We start from the raw sequence: 17,633 nt of genomic DNA on the forward strand, positions 1-17,633 counted from the left end.
CCCTCGGCCCGGACCGCGGCACGGCGGACAACGACCCATCCTGCCACGTGGCAGGACGGCATACGGCCAAGGCTGACGCGGGAATATTACACGGGTGTTGCAGGCGGGCCCGGCCCGGGGCAACGCCCCGGGGCCCGGCCATGCCTAGATCGCCAGGTACTGGTCGCGGAGCTCCTGGTTGTCGAGCACGTGGTTGGCCTCACCCTCGTAGGCGACCTCGCCCATGTCCAGGATCACCGCCCGGTCCGCGAGCTCCAGCGCGGCGATCGCGTTCTGCTCGACGATGATGGTGGTGATACCCAGGGACTTCACCTCCCTGAGGATGGACTCGATCTCCTGAACGATCTGAGGTGCCAGTCCCTCGTAGGGCTCGTCGAGGAGCAGCAGCTTGACATCCCGCGCCAGTGCCCGGGCCACGGCCAGCATCTGCTGCTCGCCGCCGGACATGGTGATCGCCTCCTGCTTGCGGCGCTCGGCGAGCCGCGGGAAGTGCTCGTAGATCTGCTCGATCGACCACCCCCGGGGCTCGGCGATCTGCGCCACCACCAGGTTCTCCTCGACCGTGATGCCGGGGATGATCCGCCGGTCCTCGGGCACCAGCTGCACCCCCGACTGCGCCGCCCGGTGGGTGGGCATGCGATGCAGCGGCTGACCGGCGAGCCAGATCTCGCCGCTGCGCAGCTGCGGATCGTGGGCCCGGGCGATGGTACGCAGGGTCGAGGTCTTGCCGGCACCGTTGCGCCCGAGCAGGGCGACGATCTCACCCTCCCGGACCTCGAAGCTCACACCCTGGACGATGTAGCTCTCGCCGTAGTAGGCGTGAATGTCCCGGCACGCGAAGTACGCCTCCTGTCCGCCCGCATCGGTCTGTGCCGGCTGCGCATGAGTACTGGCGCTCATTCCTGTGCCCCTCCCAGATAGGCCTCTTTCACTCGCGGATCGCCACGGACCTCGTCCGGCGCGCCGCCGGCGATGATGCGCCCCTGCGCAAGCACGCTGATCCGCTCGGCAAGGCTGAAGACCACGTGCATGTCGTGCTCGATCACCACCTTGGTCATACCCGTCTCGGAGATCTCCTTGAGCAGGTCGATGGTGCGGTTGGTGTCATGCCGGGACATGCCGGCGGTCGGCTCGTCGAGGAGCAGCAGCTTGGGTCGCGCGGCAAGGCAGACCGCGAGCTCCAGCCGGCGCTTGTCGCCCCGGGCCAGATGCTGGGCCTGCTCCTCCAGGTGATCGCCGAGACCGACCCGCTCCAGGGTCGCCGCGGCCTCCTCATAGATGGCGTGTCCCCGGCGCAGCGTCTCCGCGGCCTTGATGGAGAACTGGCCATCGCGGCGGGCAAGCGCTGCAATGGCCACGTTCTGCAGGAGATTCATCGCCGGAAAGACCTGCGGGGTCTGGAACACCCGCGCGATCCCCCGCTGGATGATGCTGTGGGGCTTGACCCCGCGCAGCTCGCGCCCGTCGAAGAGCACGTGACCCTGATCGGCCTCGATCAGACCGATGAGGACGTTGAGCAGGGTCGACTTGCCCGCCCCGTTGGGGCCGATGATGGCGTGGATGCTGCCGGTCCGGACCTGCAGGCTCACGTCCGTGAGCGCCTGCAGTCCGCCGAAGCTCTTGGACACCCCCTGAACGTCGAGCAGTGCCTGTTCACTCATGATCCGTCTTCCTCCCGTGTTCGTCACCGGCCTAGCGGCCGCCCAGCTGGGCATCCGCGCGGCGGCCCTTCTGGCGGTCCTCACGCATGGAGCCGGGGGCGTCCGGCACGTTATCCCGGCGCGACGGCACCATATGGCCCATCGCCTTGCGCACGCGGCGCGCGAGGTCGATGAAGCCGCCGGGGAGGAAGATCACCACCAGGACGAAGATGGCACCAAGGATCAGCTTCCACTGCTCACCGATAAACGCCTGCACGACGTTCTCGAAGAACAGCATGAACGCGGCACCGATCATCGGCCCGAGCAGCGTGTTCACGCCGCCGATCACGGACATGATCACGATCTCGCCGGAGGTGGTCCAGTGCATGAACTCGGTGGCGACATAGGGCTCGTAGACGACCATCAGCGATCCGGCGACGGCCGCGTAGAGCCCGCTGATGGTAAACGCCATCATCTTGTAGGCCATCACGTTGACGCCGGTGTACTCGAGCCGCATCGGGTTCTCCTTGATGGACATCAGCATCAGCCCGAACGGCGAGCGCTTGATCTGGCGTGCCAGCGCGAAGCCGCCTATGAGCAGCACGGCGCAGACGTAGAACACGTTAAGCCCCTGCATCGGCAGCCCGAGCAGCGTCGGCTTGGTGCTCATCGTCAGGCCGTTATCGCCCCCGGTCCAGCCCTGGAAAATCGACAGCACCGCCGCGTACAACATCTCGCCGAAGGCCAGCGTGAGAATGGAGAAGTAGATGCCGCTGCGCCGCAGCGTGAGAAAGCCGAGCACGATGGCGAGCACCAGGGTCAGCGACACGCTCACTGCGAGCGCCGGTATGATGTCGGCGCTGACGTGCTTGAGCATCAGACCCGTGGTGTAGGCCGCGGTACCGAAGAAGGCCGCGTGGCCGAACGACAGAAACCCGGTGAACCCGAGCAGGATATCGAAGCCCAGGGCGAACAGCGCCCAGATCACGATCTTCGTCGCCAGGGCCTCGTAGCCGCCGAGCAGCGGCAGCCAGAACGGCAGCAGCAGGACGATGGCGGCAAACACGCCGATCACCAGCAGCTCGCGCCCGCCACCGCTGGTCTTGGACATGGCACTCATTATTCGAACACCCCCTTCTTGCCCATCAGGCCGCGCGGACGGGTCAGCAGCACCACCACCGCCACCAGATAGATGATGATCTGCTGGATCGACGAATACTCGGCGGTGAAGCTCAGCGCCATGCCGAGCACCACCGCGGCGATCAGCGCACCGGCCACGGAGCCCATGCCACCGATGACCACCACCAGGAAGGAGGGCACGAGCATCTTCATGCCCACGGCCGGACTGACCTGGGTGATGGGCCCGCCGAACACGCCGGCGATACCCGCGATCAGCGCGCCGAGGCCGAACACCGCAGCGAAGCGGCGGGTGATGTTGATGCCGAGGAAGCGCACCATCTCCGCATCACGCATGCCCGAGCGGATGACCAGCCCGAAGCGCGTGAACTGCAGCAGGAAGAACAGCGCCCCGATCACCACGAGGGAAACCAGGATCAGGATCAACCGCCACTTGGGGAAGACCACAAAGCCGCTCAGGAACGGCACGTATTCGTGGAGCATGACGATCCCCTGACCCCAGGAGGGCACTGGATAGGGGATGTTGTTGGCGCCGAAGATCCACTTGAGGGCCTCCTCGGCGACGATCGCCAGCCCGAACGTGACCAGGATCTGGTCCGTGTGGGGGCGGTCGTAGAAATACTGGATCAGGCCGCGCTCGAGGATGATCCCGATCACGAACAGGATCAGCGGCACCAGGATCACCGCATACAGGAATCCCAGCTTGCCCGCGATGATCACGGCGCAGTAGGCGCCGATGAGATAGAGCGCACCATGGGCGAAATTGACCACGCCGAGGGTGCCGAAGATGAGCGTGAGCCCCAGCGCGATCATGGCGTAGATCATGCCGAGCTGCAGGCCCGTGAGAATCTGAAGGAATAGCGCGTTAATCAGGTCACCGGACATTGAACGACTCCACCCGCCGGGATGCGCCGCAGCCCCCGTCCGCGCGACGGGGCGCGGCCGGTCCCGCGATTATCAGTTTGCGACTGCGCTGATAAACGGTGCCACGGCCGTCGGCCGTGGCACTGTCGGCCGGAAGCCGCCGTCAGGCCGGCTTGTACGGACCCAGCTCCCCGGAGAAGGTATCCACCGGGTAGATCACGTCGTCACGCTTGACGTGCTGGACGATGTTGAGCAGGTCGTACTCGCCCTGCTTCTGGTCAGGGCCCTTGCCCTGCACCACCAGGATGTCCTTGAAGCACTGGTGGTCCGCACCACGGTAGTAGGCCTCGCCCGGGCCGGCACCGGTGAAGCGGAAGTCCTCGAGGGCCTTGATGACCTCCGGCGGGTAGAACGTCCCGGCCCGCTCGCAGGCGTTGGCATAGAGCAGGGTCTGCACGTAGCAGGTCTGTGCCGCCTGGGAGGGGGGGAAGCCGTACTCGTCCTCGAAGGACTTCACGAAGGCCTGCGAGCCCGCATCCTCGAGGGTCCAGTTCCAGTTGGTGGAGCCGAACACGCCGTCGATGTTGCTCGCACCGGCACCCTGGGCCATGAGACGGCTGTACAGCGGAACGACGATCTGGAAGTCCTTGCCGTTCTTCTGCATGTCCTTCATGCCGAACTGCACCGCCTGGGTGAGCGAGTTCACCATGTCCTTGCCGTAGTGGTTGAGCACCAGCACGTCGGCGTCGGAGTTGAGCACCGCGGTCAGGAACTGCGAGTAATCGCTGGTGCCGAGCGGGGTCATGATGTTGTTGACCGTCGTCCAGCCTTCCTTCTCGGTGAACTCCTTGATGGACTGATACTGGGTGTGGCCCCAGGTGTAGTCGGCGGTGAGGTGGAAGGCCCGGCGATCGGTGCCGTAGGCATCCGCGAGCACCGGCCCGAGGGCCTTGCCGGACATGTAGGCGTTGAAGAAGTGGCGGAAACCGTAACGCCGCTTGTCCTTGCCGGTGGTGTCGTTGGAATGGGTGAGGCCGCACATGAAGATGACACCCATCTCCTGTGCGAGGTACTGCTGGGCGATGGCCACCGAGCTCGAGGAGCCGCCGCCGTACATGATCACCTTGTCGCGTTCGATCATGCGGCGGGCGCTGGTGCGCGCGGCATCCGGGCTGGTCTGGGTGTCACCGCTGACGTAGCCGACCTTCTTGCCAAGCACCCCCTGACCGGTGAGCGAGCTGGGCTTGAGGGTCTCGAGCATGCCGCCGCCGTTGTTGAGATGCTTGACGGCGAGCTTGTAGGCGCGCAGCTCGTCCGCCCCCTCGTCGGCATACGCACCGGTCTGCGGCACGTTGAAGCCGAACATCACGGTGTCGCCCTTGACCGGGAAGTTGCCGATGGCGTCCTGTGCCCAGCTGTTGCGCGTGAAGATCATCGGCCCGGTGCCGGCGATCACCGCCGATGCGGCACCCGCCTTGAGCACGTTACGCCGGGACCAACCGCGATTGCTGTCGTCTTTCCTGTCGGTCATCACTCTCCTCCTCATTGTTGGCCGTTGCCGCGTTGCGCGGCGGCCATGGCTCACTGCTTCTTGTTCTGGCAGCTATTCATTTTCGTTATAGCCTAGCTACGATATCGGAGAACAGCAATGTCCGTGAACCATCCCACAGTTTTCCGGCGGGAGAGCACGGCGGCAGGCACCGAGGCGGGCGGGGAACAGAAGGGCGTGAGGGCGGGCGACTCACTCAGCCCCGGGGCAGGCCCCCTTGCCGCGGCGGCAGCGGATATCGGCAAGGGTGTCGCGGAACTGCTCGACGTGGGGACCACCGGCGGCCACGGCGGACTCCGCCGCCGCCTCGGCCTCGGCCAGGTCGCCCTGCTCGGCCTCGATATTGGCGAGATTGTTCCAGACCACCCCCTTGCCCTCGGCGACCCGTGGCAATGCGTCGATGAGCACCTTGCGGGCCGCGTCCGCATCGCCGGCGGCGTAGACGGCATTGGCCAGCCCGACGGCATACGGGCCACTCTCCGGCCAGCGCCCGGCCGCGGCACGCCAGTAGGGGATCGCCGGCCCCACGCCCGCGGTCCCCTCCAGGGAGGCCAGCGCCTGGAACAGCGGCCCGGGCTCGGCGGTGGCCGGCAGGCCCCCTGGCGCCGGGGTGACCATGGCCCAGTATTCCGCCCGCGCCCAGGTGTGCAGGAATGTCTTGAAGCTGATGCGGTGACGGCGGCGCTCGCCGGAACGCAGCACCACGGTGCCGTCGTCCGGATACAGCCCCACGACCACGGCATAGTGCCACCGCGGCCACCATCCGAACGCCAGGTTCTGGAGGACGATCACCGGGTGCCCGGCGCGGAGCTCGCGCTGAACGGCGGCGAGGCGGCCGTCGATCTGGTAGGCCAGACGTCCCGCGCGGCGCGCCGTCGCCAGCATCTCGGGCTGAAGGCTGCCGTTGCGTTCCGGGATGAACAGGGACCCGCCGAGCGCGTCCGGCGAGGTCTCGTAACCGCTCCACTCCAGCGTGCTCGCCAGCGAGGCGGGCCCGCAGTAGTAGGCGGTGTCGGGGAAGAAGGGCACGGCATCCAGCTCCGTGGCCGTCGTCCCCTCGGCAAGCTCGGCACGCTGCTCCGGTATCCCGGCGCAGGCGCTGAGGAGGATGGCGGCGAGCAGGGCCACCGCCATCGCCACGGGGCTTCGGCGGCGCCCGCCCGCGGGGGCCGGGGGATGCATCCTCCCCGGCCCCCCGGGCACTGCAGGGCTCAGTCCGGGCCCGACGGGCCTCGCATGCCTGCCGTTACGCCGCATGACCCCTTCCTGGACCGCCTAGCGGGCGGTGTTGTTGACGAACGGGAACACGTCGGTAAAGCCGAGGATGTCGGTGATCAGCAACACCACGAAGATGAACACCGCGGCCCCCAGAATGCTGGTGCCACCCGCGGGCATCTCATCCATGCGCTGCGCCATCTGGCGGGCCTCCGCGTCGGAGAGTGCGGCAACGCGCTGCTGCGCCTCGGCCGGGTCGACACCATAGGAGACGAGCTGGTCACGCACGTCCTCGCGCTGGAGCAGCGCCTGGACCCGCTCACGGGCGGCATCCGCCGACTGCTGGGCGGCGAGGGTCTGGGTACCCACCATGCTGGCCTGCGCGGCCGGAATGAACAGCGTCGCCCACAGAAACAGGGCGGCGAGCAGCGGGACGAGGCGGCGATTTGTTGCGATAAAGCGGTCCATTTCTTCTTCCCTCCTGTGTGATTGACGGCTACCGGCATCCATCATAGCCGACCGGGCCGGCCGCCGTAGAGCCGCTGCGCTGCCGCTCAGGCCGTCGGTCGGAAGCGTCCCCGGACAGCGACATGTGATGGCCGGCCACCGCGCGGTGTGCCCGGGGGATATGCCAGACGGAACGGCTAACGCCCCTGCGGCGGGAGGTCGAGCCAGCGGATGCGCCAGCCGGTTCCGGCGAGGAAGACCGTGCCCGCCGCCGCGGTCACGACCTCGCCGCCACCACGGGGCACGAGGAGGAGACGGTAGCGCCGGCCCCGGTCTGCGGCCAACACCTCCTTCACGCCGGCGAGCCGGTATCGATGCCGCAACGCCCCCTTGCGCACCCGCCAGGCGGCGCGTATCGCCGCCGCGGCATAGTCGGGTGACGGCGCGGAGGCAGCCGCGGTGGACCGGACGGTCAGGGCCTCGCGGTGAGCGCCGGCGCCTCCCCCGGCACGCAGGCGTACCGCCAGCAGCGATCCCGGCACCACTTCGAGACCGCGGGCGGTGAGAACCGCGTCGGCGGTGCGTGCGCGCACGTCGTAACGCCCACCCGGCAGGGCGAACACCGTTGGCCGGTCGGCCCCGCCGGACTCGATGGCGGACTCGTCAACGGCGCCACCGTCCCGGACCCGGTTCACCCGCACGCCCGCCGGCACGATTCCCCGCGCCCCGGCGACCGTGACCGCCAGCCGCCCCTGCGCGAACCCGACCCGCAGACGGTGCCAGCCCCGGGTAATCCAGATGTCCCGGGCGGCATGGGTGGCCGCGCCAACGACATCGCGCGGCACGACGTACACGTCGTACGCACCCGGCGCCAATGCAAGCCGGACCGGTGCGCCGGCACCGCGCCGGGGAGATGCGGGCGTGACGGCGTAACCCGCCTGCAGCCCGGAACGGGCGTCACGCACGACGACACACACCGGGACCCGCGCACCGCCGGGCTCGGAGGCGACGACCTCCAACCCCGTCCCGCCGCCACTCCGGATATCTGCGGAACCCGGCCGCCCGGTCGCCTCGACCACCCGTGGCAGCACCGTCACCGCCAGCAGGAGCGACATCGCCCATCGCCACGGTGCCCCATCTGTCCGTCTTCGGACCTCGCCCACCCCACCTCCTCATTCCGGCCCCTGCCCTTCAGGCAAGCAGTCGCACTGCACACTGTCCAGCCGGCGGCCCCGACACGCCGGCGACCGGAAAGGCGTTGGCCCCGTCGGGCAACTCGATTATCGTGAGGATTGTGAGCAACCGCACAACACGCGTGAGCAGTCGGTCACCGCATCCCAACGGATGCACGCCGGGCAACATCCCTCGGGGAGGTCGAAGAGGCGCCATGCAGCGGCCATACCGTTCCGGGCCACCGCTACGCCAGGCCGCGAGACTCGCCCTGCTGTATGCCGTGGCCGCAACCGCCTGGATCACCCTCTCGGATAGCCTCCTCGAGCTGTGGTTCCGTGATCCCGACGCCCTCTCCTGGCTGCAGACGATCAAGGGCACCGCCTTCGTGCTCGTCACCGCCGCGGCACTCTGGCTCCTCGTCTACCGCCAGCTCCACAAGGCCGACGACCTCGTCCAGCGCCTGGAGAGACAGCGTTCCGAGCTGGACGAGCTCAACCAGTTCCGCCGCAGCATCATCGACAACGCCAGCATCTGGCTGAATGTCATCGACCCGGACGGACAGATACAGGTCTGGAACCAGGCTGCGGAGTCGATCAGCGGCTACGACCGCGAGTCCGTCCTCCATAGCGACCGCATCTGGGCCAATCTCTACCCGGATCCGGATTACCGCACCCGGGTCATCGAGGCGGTACGCGGGATGCACGAGCGCGGCACCGAGCTATCGGGCTTCGAGACCACGATTCGCTGCCGCGACGGCGACGAGAAGGTGATCTCCTGGGACGCCCGGCGCTTCTTCGACGAGAGTGGCCAACTCATGGGCTCCATCGCCATCGGCCAGGACGTCACCGAGCGTCGCCGTGCCGAAACCGCGCTCAGGGCCCGTGAGCGCCAGCTGGCCACGCTCCTCAGCAACCTGCCGGGCATGGCGTACCGATGCCTCAACGACGGCTACTGGACGATGAAATTCGCCTCCAGCCACTGTCTCACGCTTACCGGCTATCCCCCGGAGGCGCTGATCGACAACCGCGATGTGGCCTTCGTCGACCTCATCCACTCCGACGACCGCGCCACCGTCGACGAGGAGGTAAGCACTGCGGTCGCCAACCAGCGCCAGTTCGCCGTGGAATACCGCCTGTGCCGGCGTGACGGCACGGAGCTGTGGGTATGGGAACAGGGCCAGGAGGTGAGCCTCGACGGCGAGACCGTTCTGGAAGGCATCATCATGGACATCACCCAGCGCAAGCGCATGGAGCAGGAGCTCGCCCGCCAGGCGGCGAAGGACCCGCTCACCGGCCTGCCCAACCGCCGCGAGCTGGAGCATCGTCTCGATACCGAGATCTCCCGGGCGGACCGCTTCGACCATACCCTCGCGGTGCTCTGGGTGGACATCGACCACTTCAAGACGGTCAACGACCGCTTCGGCCACCTGGTCGGCGACGACGTCCTGCGCACGCTCAGCCACGTGCTTGAGGCCAACGTGCGCACGGTGGACAGCGTCACCCGATTCGGCGGCGAGGAACTGGTGATCCTGCTGCCGGAGGTGGAGCTGGCGGAGGCAGTGGAGACGGCAGAACGGCTGCGACGGCTCGTCGCCGATACCGCATTCCCGCTGCCCGTGCCGGAGACCGTGACGATCAGCATCGGCGTGGCAATATACCCGCACCACGGACGCAGTGCGGAAACCCTGTGCAATGCCGCCGACCGCGCCATGTACGACGCCAAGGCCGCCGGCCGGAACCGGGTGAGCGCGGCACCGATGTTCTGGGGGTAAGCTCGCGGAGTGAAACGGCCACCCGAGGGTCCCCGCCCCGCCCGGCATGATCCCGCAGCACGTTTTGAGAACAGTTTGAGAACACGAAAAAGGCGGGCCGGGAAGCTCTCGCAACCCATTGGCCCGCCTCGTGTTTTTTGGTCGGGGTGAGAGGATTCGAACCTCCGACCACCTGCACCCCATGCAGGTGCGCTACCAGGCTGCGCTACACCCCGAATACGCGCGAGATGATACCCCATCACCGCGTTCAGTGAAAGGCGCTGCGGCGCTCAGCGCCGCAGCGCGGAGAGCACGTCCTCCAGCTCCGAGCGGATCTGGCGGATCACCTGCTGCCCCTGGTTGAGGTCCTGGCGGGCGTCGTCGCCGGCAAGCTTCTGCCGGGCGCCGCCGATGGTGAACCCCTCCTGGTAGAGCAGCGTGCGGATCTGGCGGATCAGCATCACGTCCTGGCGCTGGTAGTAGCGGCGGTTCCCCCGGCGCTTGACCGGCTTGAGCTGGGGGAACTCCTGCTCCCAGTAGCGCAGCACGTGCGGCTTGACCGCGCAGAGCTCGCTCACCTCACCGATGGCGAAGTAACGCTTCGCCGGGATCGGCGGCAGCTCGTCATTGCTTGTCGTGTCCAGCATAGGCCTCGACCCGCGACTTCAGTTTCTGTCCCGGCCGGAAGGTCACCACGCGACGCGCGGAGATCGGGATCTCCTCGCCCGTCTTGGGGTTGCGCCCCGGCCGCTGGTTCTTGTCCCGCAGATCAAAATTGCCGAATCCGGAGAGCTTGACCGGCACGCCGCGCTCCAGGGCGGAGCGGATCTCCTCGAAGAAGCTCTCCACGAGCTCCTTCGCCTCGCGCTTGTTCAGTCCCACCTCCTCGAACAGGCGCTCGGCCATGTCGGCCTTGGTCAGTGCCATCGTCGATTCACTCCCTAAGCGATGCGTTGAGTTCGGTACGCAGCCGTTCGATCACGCCCGCGATGCAGCCCTCCACGTCAGCATCGGTTAGCGTGCGCCCGGAATCCTGCAAAATCAAGCCGATAGCCAGGCTCTTGCGCCCCTCGGGGACACCCCGGCCGCGGTAGACGTCGAAGACGGCGAGATCGCGCAGCCACTCGCCGGCGCTCTCGGCGATCAGCCGCCGCAGTGTGCCCGCGGCGACATCGTCGTCGACCACGACGGCGAGGTCGCGGCGGATGGAGGGATAGCGCGACAGCGGCTCGAAGGCCGGTACCCGAGCTGCATCCAGCGCGGCGAGCTCGATCTCGAAGACGTAGCTACGACCGGCGAGCTCCAGGCGCCCTTCGAGGTCCGGATGTATCGCGCCGATCCAACCCGCCGGCCGGCCGTCACGCAGCACACGAGCACTCTGCCCCGGGTGCAGCGCCGGGTGCTCGGCCGGCTCGAAGGTGAAGGAGTCCGGCACCCCCGTAAGCGCCATCAGGGCCTCGACGTCGCCCTTGATGTCGAAGAAGTCCAGGGGCCGGGACCCGCCATCCCAGTGCTCGCCGGCGGCGTTGCCCGTGGCGATGCCGGCGAGCACCGGCGTCTGCTCCAGGGTCGCGCCGTCGCTGCCGCGGAAACGCAGGCCGGACTCGAACAGCCGCACCCGCGGGCTCTGCCGGTTCTGGTTATACACGGCCGCGCGTACCAGCCCGGGCCAGAGGCTCGTGCGCATCACCGCCAGCTCCTCGGACAGGGGGTTGGCGAGCGCCAGCGCCTCGGAGTCCGGGTCCAGGGACTCGTCGAGCTCCCGGGCGACGAAGCTGTAGGTGATCGCCTCCTGGTAGTCCCGGTCCACCAGTGCCCGGCGCAGGCGCCGCAGACCGAGCCGCGTCTCCGGCTGCGGGCTCATCGCCAGCGGGGCCGGCGTGCGCTTGACCGGGATGCTGTCATAGCCGCGGATACGCGCGATCTCCTCGACCAGGTCCTCCTCTCTGGCGATGTCGAAGCGCCAGGTCGGCGGGGTGACGGACCACTCGTGCGCCTCACCGGCCACTGCCATCCCGAGACGCTCGAGGATGTCGCGCATCTCGGCCTCCGGCGTATCCGTGCCCAGCAGCCGGTTGACCCGGCCCGGACGCAGGCGGACCGGCGGCCGTACCGGCAGCGCCCCCTCGTCCACCGCCTCGCCCGCGGGCCCCGCCTCGCCGCCGGCGATGGCGGTGAGCAGCGCCGTCGCGCGCTCCATGGCCCGGGCCGGCAGCGCCGGGTCGACACCACGCTCGAACCGGTGCGAGGAATCGGTGTGCAGACCGTGGGCACGGGCCCGTCCTGCGATCGCGTCGGGGGCGAAGAATGCGGCCTCCAGGAACACGTCCCGGGTGCCCTCGCCGACGGCGGTGTCGGCCCCGCCCATGATCCCCGCCATGGCCACCGCGCGCTCGTCGTCGGCGATGACCAGCGTCTCCGGGTCTAGGGTGACGGTGTCACCGTTGAGCAGCGCCAGGCGCTCGCCGGACGCCGCCATGCGCACATGAATGCCGCCCCTGAGCGTCGCCAGATCGAAGGCGTGCATCGGCTGTCCGAGCTCGAGCATGACGTAGTTGGTGACGTCCACGGCCACGGACAGCGGGCGCACACCGGCACGGCGCAGGCGCTCGCGCATCCATACCGGCGTCTCCGCGGCCGTGTCCACGCCGCGCACGATCCGCCCGAGATAACGCGGGCAGGCGGCGGGGGCGTCCAGCCGCACGGGGAAGGAATCGGTCAGCGCGGGACTGACGGTGCCGGCGGCCGGGTCGGTAACCTCGCAACGGCCGATCACGCCCACTTCACGGGCGACACCGGCCATGCCGAGGCAGTCGCTGCGGTTCGGTGTGAGGTCGACCTCGATGACGGTGTCGTCGAGGCCGAGATACTCGCGCAGGTCGGCACCTGTCGGCGCCGAGCCGGGCAACTCCATCAGGCCGGCCGCGTCCTCGGAGAGGCCGAGCTCGCGGGCCGAGCAGAGCATGCCGTGGGATGCCACGCCCCTGAGCTTGGTACGCCGGATGCGGAAGTCGCCGGGCAGCACAGCGCCGATTCGTGCGAACGGCGCCTTCAGGCCGACACGGACGTTGGGTGCGCCGCAGACCACCGTCTGCTCGTCCTCGCCGTCGGCAACGGTGCATACGCTGAGCCGGTCGGCATCGGGGTGCGGCTCGCAGGCGACGACCTCACCGACGACCAGCCCGGTGAACGGCGGAGCCGCCGGCTCGACAGCGTCCACCTCCAGGCCGGCCATGGTCAGGCGGTGCCCCAATTCGGCCGTGGTCTCGGGGAGTGTTACCCACTCGCGCAGCCACTGCTCACTGATCCTCATGCGATGCCCCTGGTGTGTTGATCGAGTGCCCGCCGCCTAGCGGAACTGGCGCAGGAAGCGCAGATCGTTCTCGAAGAAGATGCGCAGGTCGTTGACGCCGTAGCGCAGCATGGCCAGCCGCTCGGCGCCCATGCCGAAGGCATAGCCGCTGTAGCGCTCCGGATCGACGCCCACGTGCTCGAACACCGCCGGATGGACCATCCCGCAACCGAGGATCTCCAGCCAGCCGCTGCCGCCGCAGACCCGGCAGCCGTCGCCCGAGCAGAACATGCACTCCACATCCACCTCCGCCGAGGGCTCGGTGAACGGGAAATACGAGGGGCGGAAGCGCACCGCCAGGTCCTGCTCGAAGAAGCGCTTGACGAAATCGTCGAGCACCGCCTTGAGATCACCGAAGGTGATGCCCTCGTCGACCAGCAGGCCCTCCACCTGGTGGAACATCGGCGTATGGGTCAAATCCGAATCGCAGCGGTAGACCCGCCCCGGGGCAATGACCCGCACGGGTGCGCCGTCGTTCTCCATGACCCGGATCTGTACCGGCGAGGTGTGGGTGCGCAGCAGATGCCGGGCGTCGAAATAGAAGGTGTCATGCATCGCCCGGGCGGGGTGATGCGCGGGGATATTGAGGGCCTCGAAGTTGTGGTAGTCGTCCTCGACCTCCGGGCCCTCGGCGATGCTGAAGCCCACGGCGGCGAACAGATCCTCGATCCGCTCCAGCGTCCGGGTGATCGGGTGCAGGCCGCCCGGGGCCGTACCCCGGCCGGGCAGCGTCACGTCGACGCGCTCCGCCTCCAGCGAGCGCGCCAGCGAGGCCCGTTCCAGGGCCTCCCGCCGGCCCTCCAGGCGCTCGGCGAGGCGCTGCTTCGCGGCATTGATGGCCTGTCCTGCGGCCGGCCGCTCCTCCGCGGGGAGGCGTCCGAGCTGCTTGAGCTCGGCGGTCAGCCGGCCCTTCTTGCCGAGGTAGTCGACACGTACGGCATCGAGCTCGGCGAGGTCGCCGGCGGCGTCGATGGCCTGCTCGGCGGCGGCGACGAGGGCGTCGAGATCCTGATTGCTCATGGTCCGTCCCGTCCGGCGATAAAAAAAGGGAAGGTCGCTACGGCCCCTTCCCTTTCCATACGGCGGGCGTACCCGCGGGGGTACGCCCGTTTCCCGCGCTTCAGGCGAGGCTTGCCTTCGCCTTCTCGGCGAGCTGACCGAAGCCCGCCGGATCATGCACCGCGATGTCCGCGAGCATCTTGCGGTCCACCTCGACCTCGGCCTTGCGCAGGCCGTCGATCAGGCGGCTGTAGGACAGACCGTGAGCCCGCGCCGCGGCGTTGATGCGCTGGATCCACAGCGAGCGGAACTCGCGCTTGCGCTGGCGACGGTCCCGATAGGCGTATTGTCCAGCCTTGGTGACGGCCTGATTGGCCACTTTGAAGGTCTTGCGCCGGGCACCGTAATAGCCCTTGGCCTTGGTAAGGACCTTCTTGTGGCGGCGGCGGGCAGTGACACCGCGCTTTACTCTCGCCATCGTGTTGTCTCCCGAATGATTCCCTCTGGTTTACGAGTACGGCAGCATGCGACGGATCATGGCGGTATCCTGTTCCGCCACGAGGGCCGGCGCACGCAGGCCGCGCTTACGCTTCATATCCTTCTTGGTCAGGATATGGTTGTGGAAGGCCTGGGCGCGCTTGAAACGGCCCGAACCGGTCTTCCGGAAGCGCTTCGCGGCGCCGCGGTTGGTCTTGATCTTCGGCATTGCCTGATCTCCGCTTTCTCAAACAAAAACCCCTGGCGGAACCGCCAGGGATTCTCGGTGCTCGCCCGCCGGCGTTACGGGGCTACTTGCCCTTGCGCGGCGAGAGCATCATCACCATCAGCCGCCCTTCCATCTTGGGCCGCTGATCGACGGTGGCCTCTTCCTCGAGGTCCTGCTCGACACGCTGGAGCAGCTGCAGGCCCAGTTCCTGGTGGGCCATCTCCCGGCCCCGGAAACGCAGCGTGATCTTCACCTTGTCCCCCTCTTCGAGGAACCGGCGCACGTTGCGCAGCTTGACGTCATAGTCCCCCTGGTCGGTACCCGGGCGGAACTTGACCTCCTTGACCTGGATCTGCTTTTGCTTCTTGCGCGCAGCCTGCTGTTTTTTCTGCTGTTCGAACTTCCACTTGCCATGATCCATGATCCGGCAGACGGGCGGATCGGCATTGGCGTCGAGCTCGACCAGGTCCAGCTCCGCTTCCTCTGCCCTGGCAAGGGCGTCCCGGGTGTCCATGACCCCGACCTGCTCGCCGTTCTCGTCGATCAGGCGGACATTGGGGACACGGATATCACGATTGACCCTGCGATTGTCGCCCGCACTCGGCTGCTGCCGACGGGCCCCCGGTTTTCTACGGATAGCGATGCTTCAACCCTCCGAAGCCGTTCGACCGAGCCGCGCACGCTCCATTTCGAGGCGCTCGATGAACGCATCGAGCGACATCCCGCCTAGGTCCTTGCCCTCGCGGGTGCGCACGGCAACGGTGCTGGATTCCACTTCTTTATCGCCCACTACCAACAGGTAGGGCACACGATGAATCGTGTGCTCGCGAATTTTAAAGCCGATCTTCTCGTTCCTCAAGTCGACGCCGGCGCGAAACCCCCGGCCGATCAGCTGTTTCTCGACTTCGCGGGCGTAGGCGGCCTGGCGGTCGGTGATATTGAGCACCACCGCCTGGGAGGGAGCGAGCCACACCGGCCAGTCACCGCCGTAATGCTCGGTGAGCACGCCGATGAAGCGCTCGAAGGAGCCGAAGATCGCGCGATGGAGCATCACCGGCACGTGGCGGGAGCCGTCCTCGCCGACATAGTCCGCACCGAGACGCCCGGGCATGGAGAAGTCCACCTGCATGGTGCCGCACTGCCAGACGCGGTTGAGGCAGTCGCGCATGGACAGCTCGATCTTGGGGCCGTAGAACGCCCCTTCGCCCGGGTTGACGGTCCAGTCGTAGCCCTTGGCATCCAGGGCGTCGGCCAGGGCCTTTTCCGCCTTGTCCCAGGCCTCGTCCGAGCCCACACGCTGCTCCGGGCGGGTGGACAGCGCCACCGCCACGTCGTCGAAGCCGAAGTCGCGGTAGACCTCGAAGGCGAGGTCGAGGAACGCCGAGACCTCGTCCTGGATCTGGCCCTCGGTACAGAAGATGTGCGCGTCGTCCTGGGTGAAGTTACGCACCCGCATGAGTCCGTGGAGCGTACCCGAGGGCTCGTTGCGGTGGCAGGAGCCGAACTCCGAGAGGCGCAGCGGCAGGTCCCGGTAGCTCTTCAGCCCCTGGTTGTAGACCTGGATGTGGGCCGGGCAGTTCATCGGCTTGACCGCGTAGTCCCGGCTCTCGGACTCCGTGGTGAACATGTCGTCGCGGAACTTCTCCCAGTGCCCGGAACGCTCCCAGAGGCTGCGGTCAAGCAGCTGGGGCGTGCGGATCTCCTGGTAGCCGTGGGCGTCCAGGCGGCGGCGCAGATAGTCCTGCAGGACCTGGTAGACGCGCCAGCCGTTGGGGTGCCAGAACACCATTCCAGGGGCCTCCTCCTGGAGGTGGAACAGCCCCTGGTTGCGCGCGATGCGCCGGTGGTCGCGCTTCTTGGCCTCCTCGAGGAAGGTCAGGTAGCGCTTGAGCGCCTTGCGCTCGGCCCAGGCCGTGCCGTAGACGCGGTTGAGCATCTCGTTGTCGGCGTCGCCGCGCCAGTACGCCCCGGCCAGCTTGGTGAGCTTGAACGCCTTGCAGAAGCGCGTATTCGGCACGTGCGGACCGATGCACATGTCGATGTACTCCTGGTGGTAGTACAGCGCCATGGACTCGACGTCCGGCATGTCCTCCACCAGGGCGACCTTGTAGGACTCGCCGCGCTCGCGGAAGATGCGCAGCACCTCGTCCCGCGGGGTGACGCGCTTGACGACGTCGTACTCCTGGTCGATGAGCTCGGCCATGCGCTGCTCGATGGCCTCGACGTCCTCCGGCGTGAAGCCCGGCTCGTAGTGGACGTCGTAGTAGAAGCCGTCCTCGATGACCGGGCCGATGGCCATCTGCGCCTCGGGATAGAGCTGCTTGACCGCCTGCCCGAGCATGTGCGCGCAGGAATGGCGGATGATCTCCAGGCCGGCCTCGTCCTTCGGAGTGACGATCTCCAGCGACGCGTCCGCCTCGATGAGGTCGCAGGCGTCGCGGAGCTCGCCGTCGACGCGCCCGGCGAGGGTCGACTTCGCCAGTCCCGGGCCGATGTCCCGCGCCACGTCCATGACGCTCACCGGCCGGTCGTAACGGCGCTCACTGCCATCGGGGAGGGTGATTACGGGCATGCGTTCGCTCCACAGTGGTGACCTATACGAGGGGCCACATGCATTTCCCGGCGGATCAGGGGTGCCGGCATAAACAAAGAAAGCATCGCCGAATGGCGATGCTTCCGGAATGCTGGTAGGCGCGAGTGGACTCGAACCACCGACCCCCACCATGTCAAGGTGGTGCTCTAACCAGCTGAGCTACGCGCCTGTCTCGATGCAGGGCGGTATTCTACAGTCTTGCCGCCCG

The 17,633-nt window shown here is 67.7% G+C and carries 17 protein-coding genes and 2 tRNA genes; 1 reads left to right on the forward strand and 18 read right to left on the reverse strand.

Annotated features, from left to right (window positions below; all coding sequences use genetic code 11):
- Window positions 1-144 precede the first annotated feature (144 nt).
- The 8 genes from ACEZHJ_RS06970 to ACEZHJ_RS07005 form a co-directional block, all read right to left on the reverse strand.
- On the reverse strand, window positions 145-900 hold the full coding sequence (locus ACEZHJ_RS06970) for an ABC transporter ATP-binding protein (RefSeq protein WP_018718538.1): 756 nt from the start codon (window positions 898-900) through the stop codon (window positions 145-147).
- Entirely contained in the window at window positions 897-1,661 is a 765-nt protein-coding gene (locus ACEZHJ_RS06975; RefSeq protein ID WP_018718539.1) for an ABC transporter ATP-binding protein, read from the reverse strand. Before ACEZHJ_RS06975 ends, ACEZHJ_RS06970 begins: the two co-directional genes overlap by 4 nt.
- A 31-nt stretch (window positions 1,662-1,692) precedes the next feature.
- Window positions 1,693-2,760, reverse strand: coding sequence for a branched-chain amino acid ABC transporter permease (locus ACEZHJ_RS06980; RefSeq protein ID WP_018718540.1), 1,068 nt, complete (start codon window positions 2,758-2,760; stop codon window positions 1,693-1,695).
- On the reverse strand, window positions 2,760-3,662 hold the full coding sequence (locus ACEZHJ_RS06985; protein ID WP_018718541.1) for a branched-chain amino acid ABC transporter permease: 903 nt from the start codon (window positions 3,660-3,662) through the stop codon (window positions 2,760-2,762). Before ACEZHJ_RS06985 ends, ACEZHJ_RS06980 begins: the two co-directional genes overlap by 1 nt.
- A gap of 142 nt (window positions 3,663-3,804) precedes the next feature.
- The gene (locus ACEZHJ_RS06990; RefSeq protein WP_018718542.1) at window positions 3,805-5,172 is read right to left on the reverse strand and encodes a substrate-binding protein; all 1,368 of its coding nucleotides are present in this window, start codon (window positions 5,170-5,172) and stop codon (window positions 3,805-3,807) included.
- Between the two features lie 210 nt (window positions 5,173-5,382).
- Window positions 5,383-6,324 (reverse strand): PA2778 family cysteine peptidase, encoded by a 942-nt coding sequence (locus ACEZHJ_RS06995; RefSeq protein WP_240466171.1) that lies wholly within the window; start codon window positions 6,322-6,324, stop codon window positions 5,383-5,385.
- 141 nt (window positions 6,325-6,465) lie between these two features.
- Window positions 6,466-6,873: a PA2779 family protein gene (locus ACEZHJ_RS07000; RefSeq protein ID WP_375036366.1), complete on the reverse strand. Its 408-nt coding sequence runs from the start codon at window positions 6,871-6,873 to the stop codon at window positions 6,466-6,468.
- Window positions 6,874-7,049: 176 nt separating this feature from the next.
- Window positions 7,050-7,967 (reverse strand): hypothetical protein, encoded by a 918-nt coding sequence (locus tag ACEZHJ_RS07005; protein WP_163143222.1) that lies wholly within the window; start codon window positions 7,965-7,967, stop codon window positions 7,050-7,052.
- 272 nt (window positions 7,968-8,239) lie between these two features.
- Here ACEZHJ_RS07005 and ACEZHJ_RS07010 point away from each other — a divergent pair, with 272 nt between their 5' ends.
- Entirely contained in the window at window positions 8,240-9,796 is a 1,557-nt protein-coding gene (locus ACEZHJ_RS07010; RefSeq protein ID WP_163139185.1) for a diguanylate cyclase, read from the forward strand.
- 138 nt (window positions 9,797-9,934) lie between these two features.
- On the opposite strand, the gene ACEZHJ_RS07015 is transcribed toward ACEZHJ_RS07010, so the two are convergent.
- The 10 genes from ACEZHJ_RS07015 to ACEZHJ_RS07060 form a co-directional block, all read right to left on the reverse strand.
- A tRNA-Pro gene (locus ACEZHJ_RS07015) sits at window positions 9,935-10,011 on the reverse strand.
- Window positions 10,012-10,065: 54 nt separating this feature from the next.
- Entirely contained in the window at window positions 10,066-10,422 is a 357-nt protein-coding gene (locus tag ACEZHJ_RS07020) for a MerR family transcriptional regulator (protein WP_018718547.1), read from the reverse strand.
- Window positions 10,400-10,702: an integration host factor subunit alpha gene (ihfA, locus tag ACEZHJ_RS07025; RefSeq protein ID WP_018718548.1), complete on the reverse strand. Its 303-nt coding sequence runs from the start codon at window positions 10,700-10,702 to the stop codon at window positions 10,400-10,402. The genes ACEZHJ_RS07020 and ihfA overlap by 23 nt, the downstream gene beginning before the upstream one ends.
- 7 nt (window positions 10,703-10,709) lie before the next feature.
- Window positions 10,710-13,088 (reverse strand): phenylalanine--tRNA ligase subunit beta, encoded by a 2,379-nt coding sequence (gene pheT, locus ACEZHJ_RS07030; protein WP_018718549.1) that lies wholly within the window; start codon window positions 13,086-13,088, stop codon window positions 10,710-10,712.
- Between the two features lie 36 nt (window positions 13,089-13,124).
- Entirely contained in the window at window positions 13,125-14,147 is a 1,023-nt protein-coding gene (gene pheS / locus ACEZHJ_RS07035; protein WP_018718550.1) for a phenylalanine--tRNA ligase subunit alpha, read from the reverse strand.
- Window positions 14,148-14,247: 100 nt separating this feature from the next.
- Window positions 14,248-14,604, reverse strand: coding sequence for a 50S ribosomal protein L20 (gene rplT, locus ACEZHJ_RS07040; protein ID WP_163139184.1), 357 nt, complete (start codon window positions 14,602-14,604; stop codon window positions 14,248-14,250).
- 30 nt (window positions 14,605-14,634) lie between these two features.
- The gene (rpmI, locus tag ACEZHJ_RS07045) at window positions 14,635-14,832 is read right to left on the reverse strand and encodes a 50S ribosomal protein L35 (RefSeq protein ID WP_163139183.1); all 198 of its coding nucleotides are present in this window, start codon (window positions 14,830-14,832) and stop codon (window positions 14,635-14,637) included.
- A gap of 82 nt (window positions 14,833-14,914) precedes the next feature.
- Entirely contained in the window at window positions 14,915-15,469 is a 555-nt protein-coding gene (infC, locus tag ACEZHJ_RS07050; RefSeq protein ID WP_084594188.1) for a translation initiation factor IF-3, read from the reverse strand.
- A 9-nt stretch (window positions 15,470-15,478) separates the two neighbouring features.
- Window positions 15,479-17,404, reverse strand: coding sequence for a threonine--tRNA ligase (gene thrS, locus ACEZHJ_RS07055; RefSeq protein ID WP_163139182.1), 1,926 nt, complete (start codon window positions 17,402-17,404; stop codon window positions 15,479-15,481).
- A 113-nt stretch (window positions 17,405-17,517) separates the two neighbouring features.
- A tRNA-Val gene (locus ACEZHJ_RS07060) sits at window positions 17,518-17,594 on the reverse strand.
- Window positions 17,595-17,633 lie beyond the last annotated feature (39 nt).

The organism is Arhodomonas sp. KWT2 (genome assembly GCF_041949875.1).
Classification (GTDB): domain Bacteria; phylum Pseudomonadota; class Gammaproteobacteria; order Nitrococcales; family Nitrococcaceae; genus Arhodomonas; species Arhodomonas aquaeolei.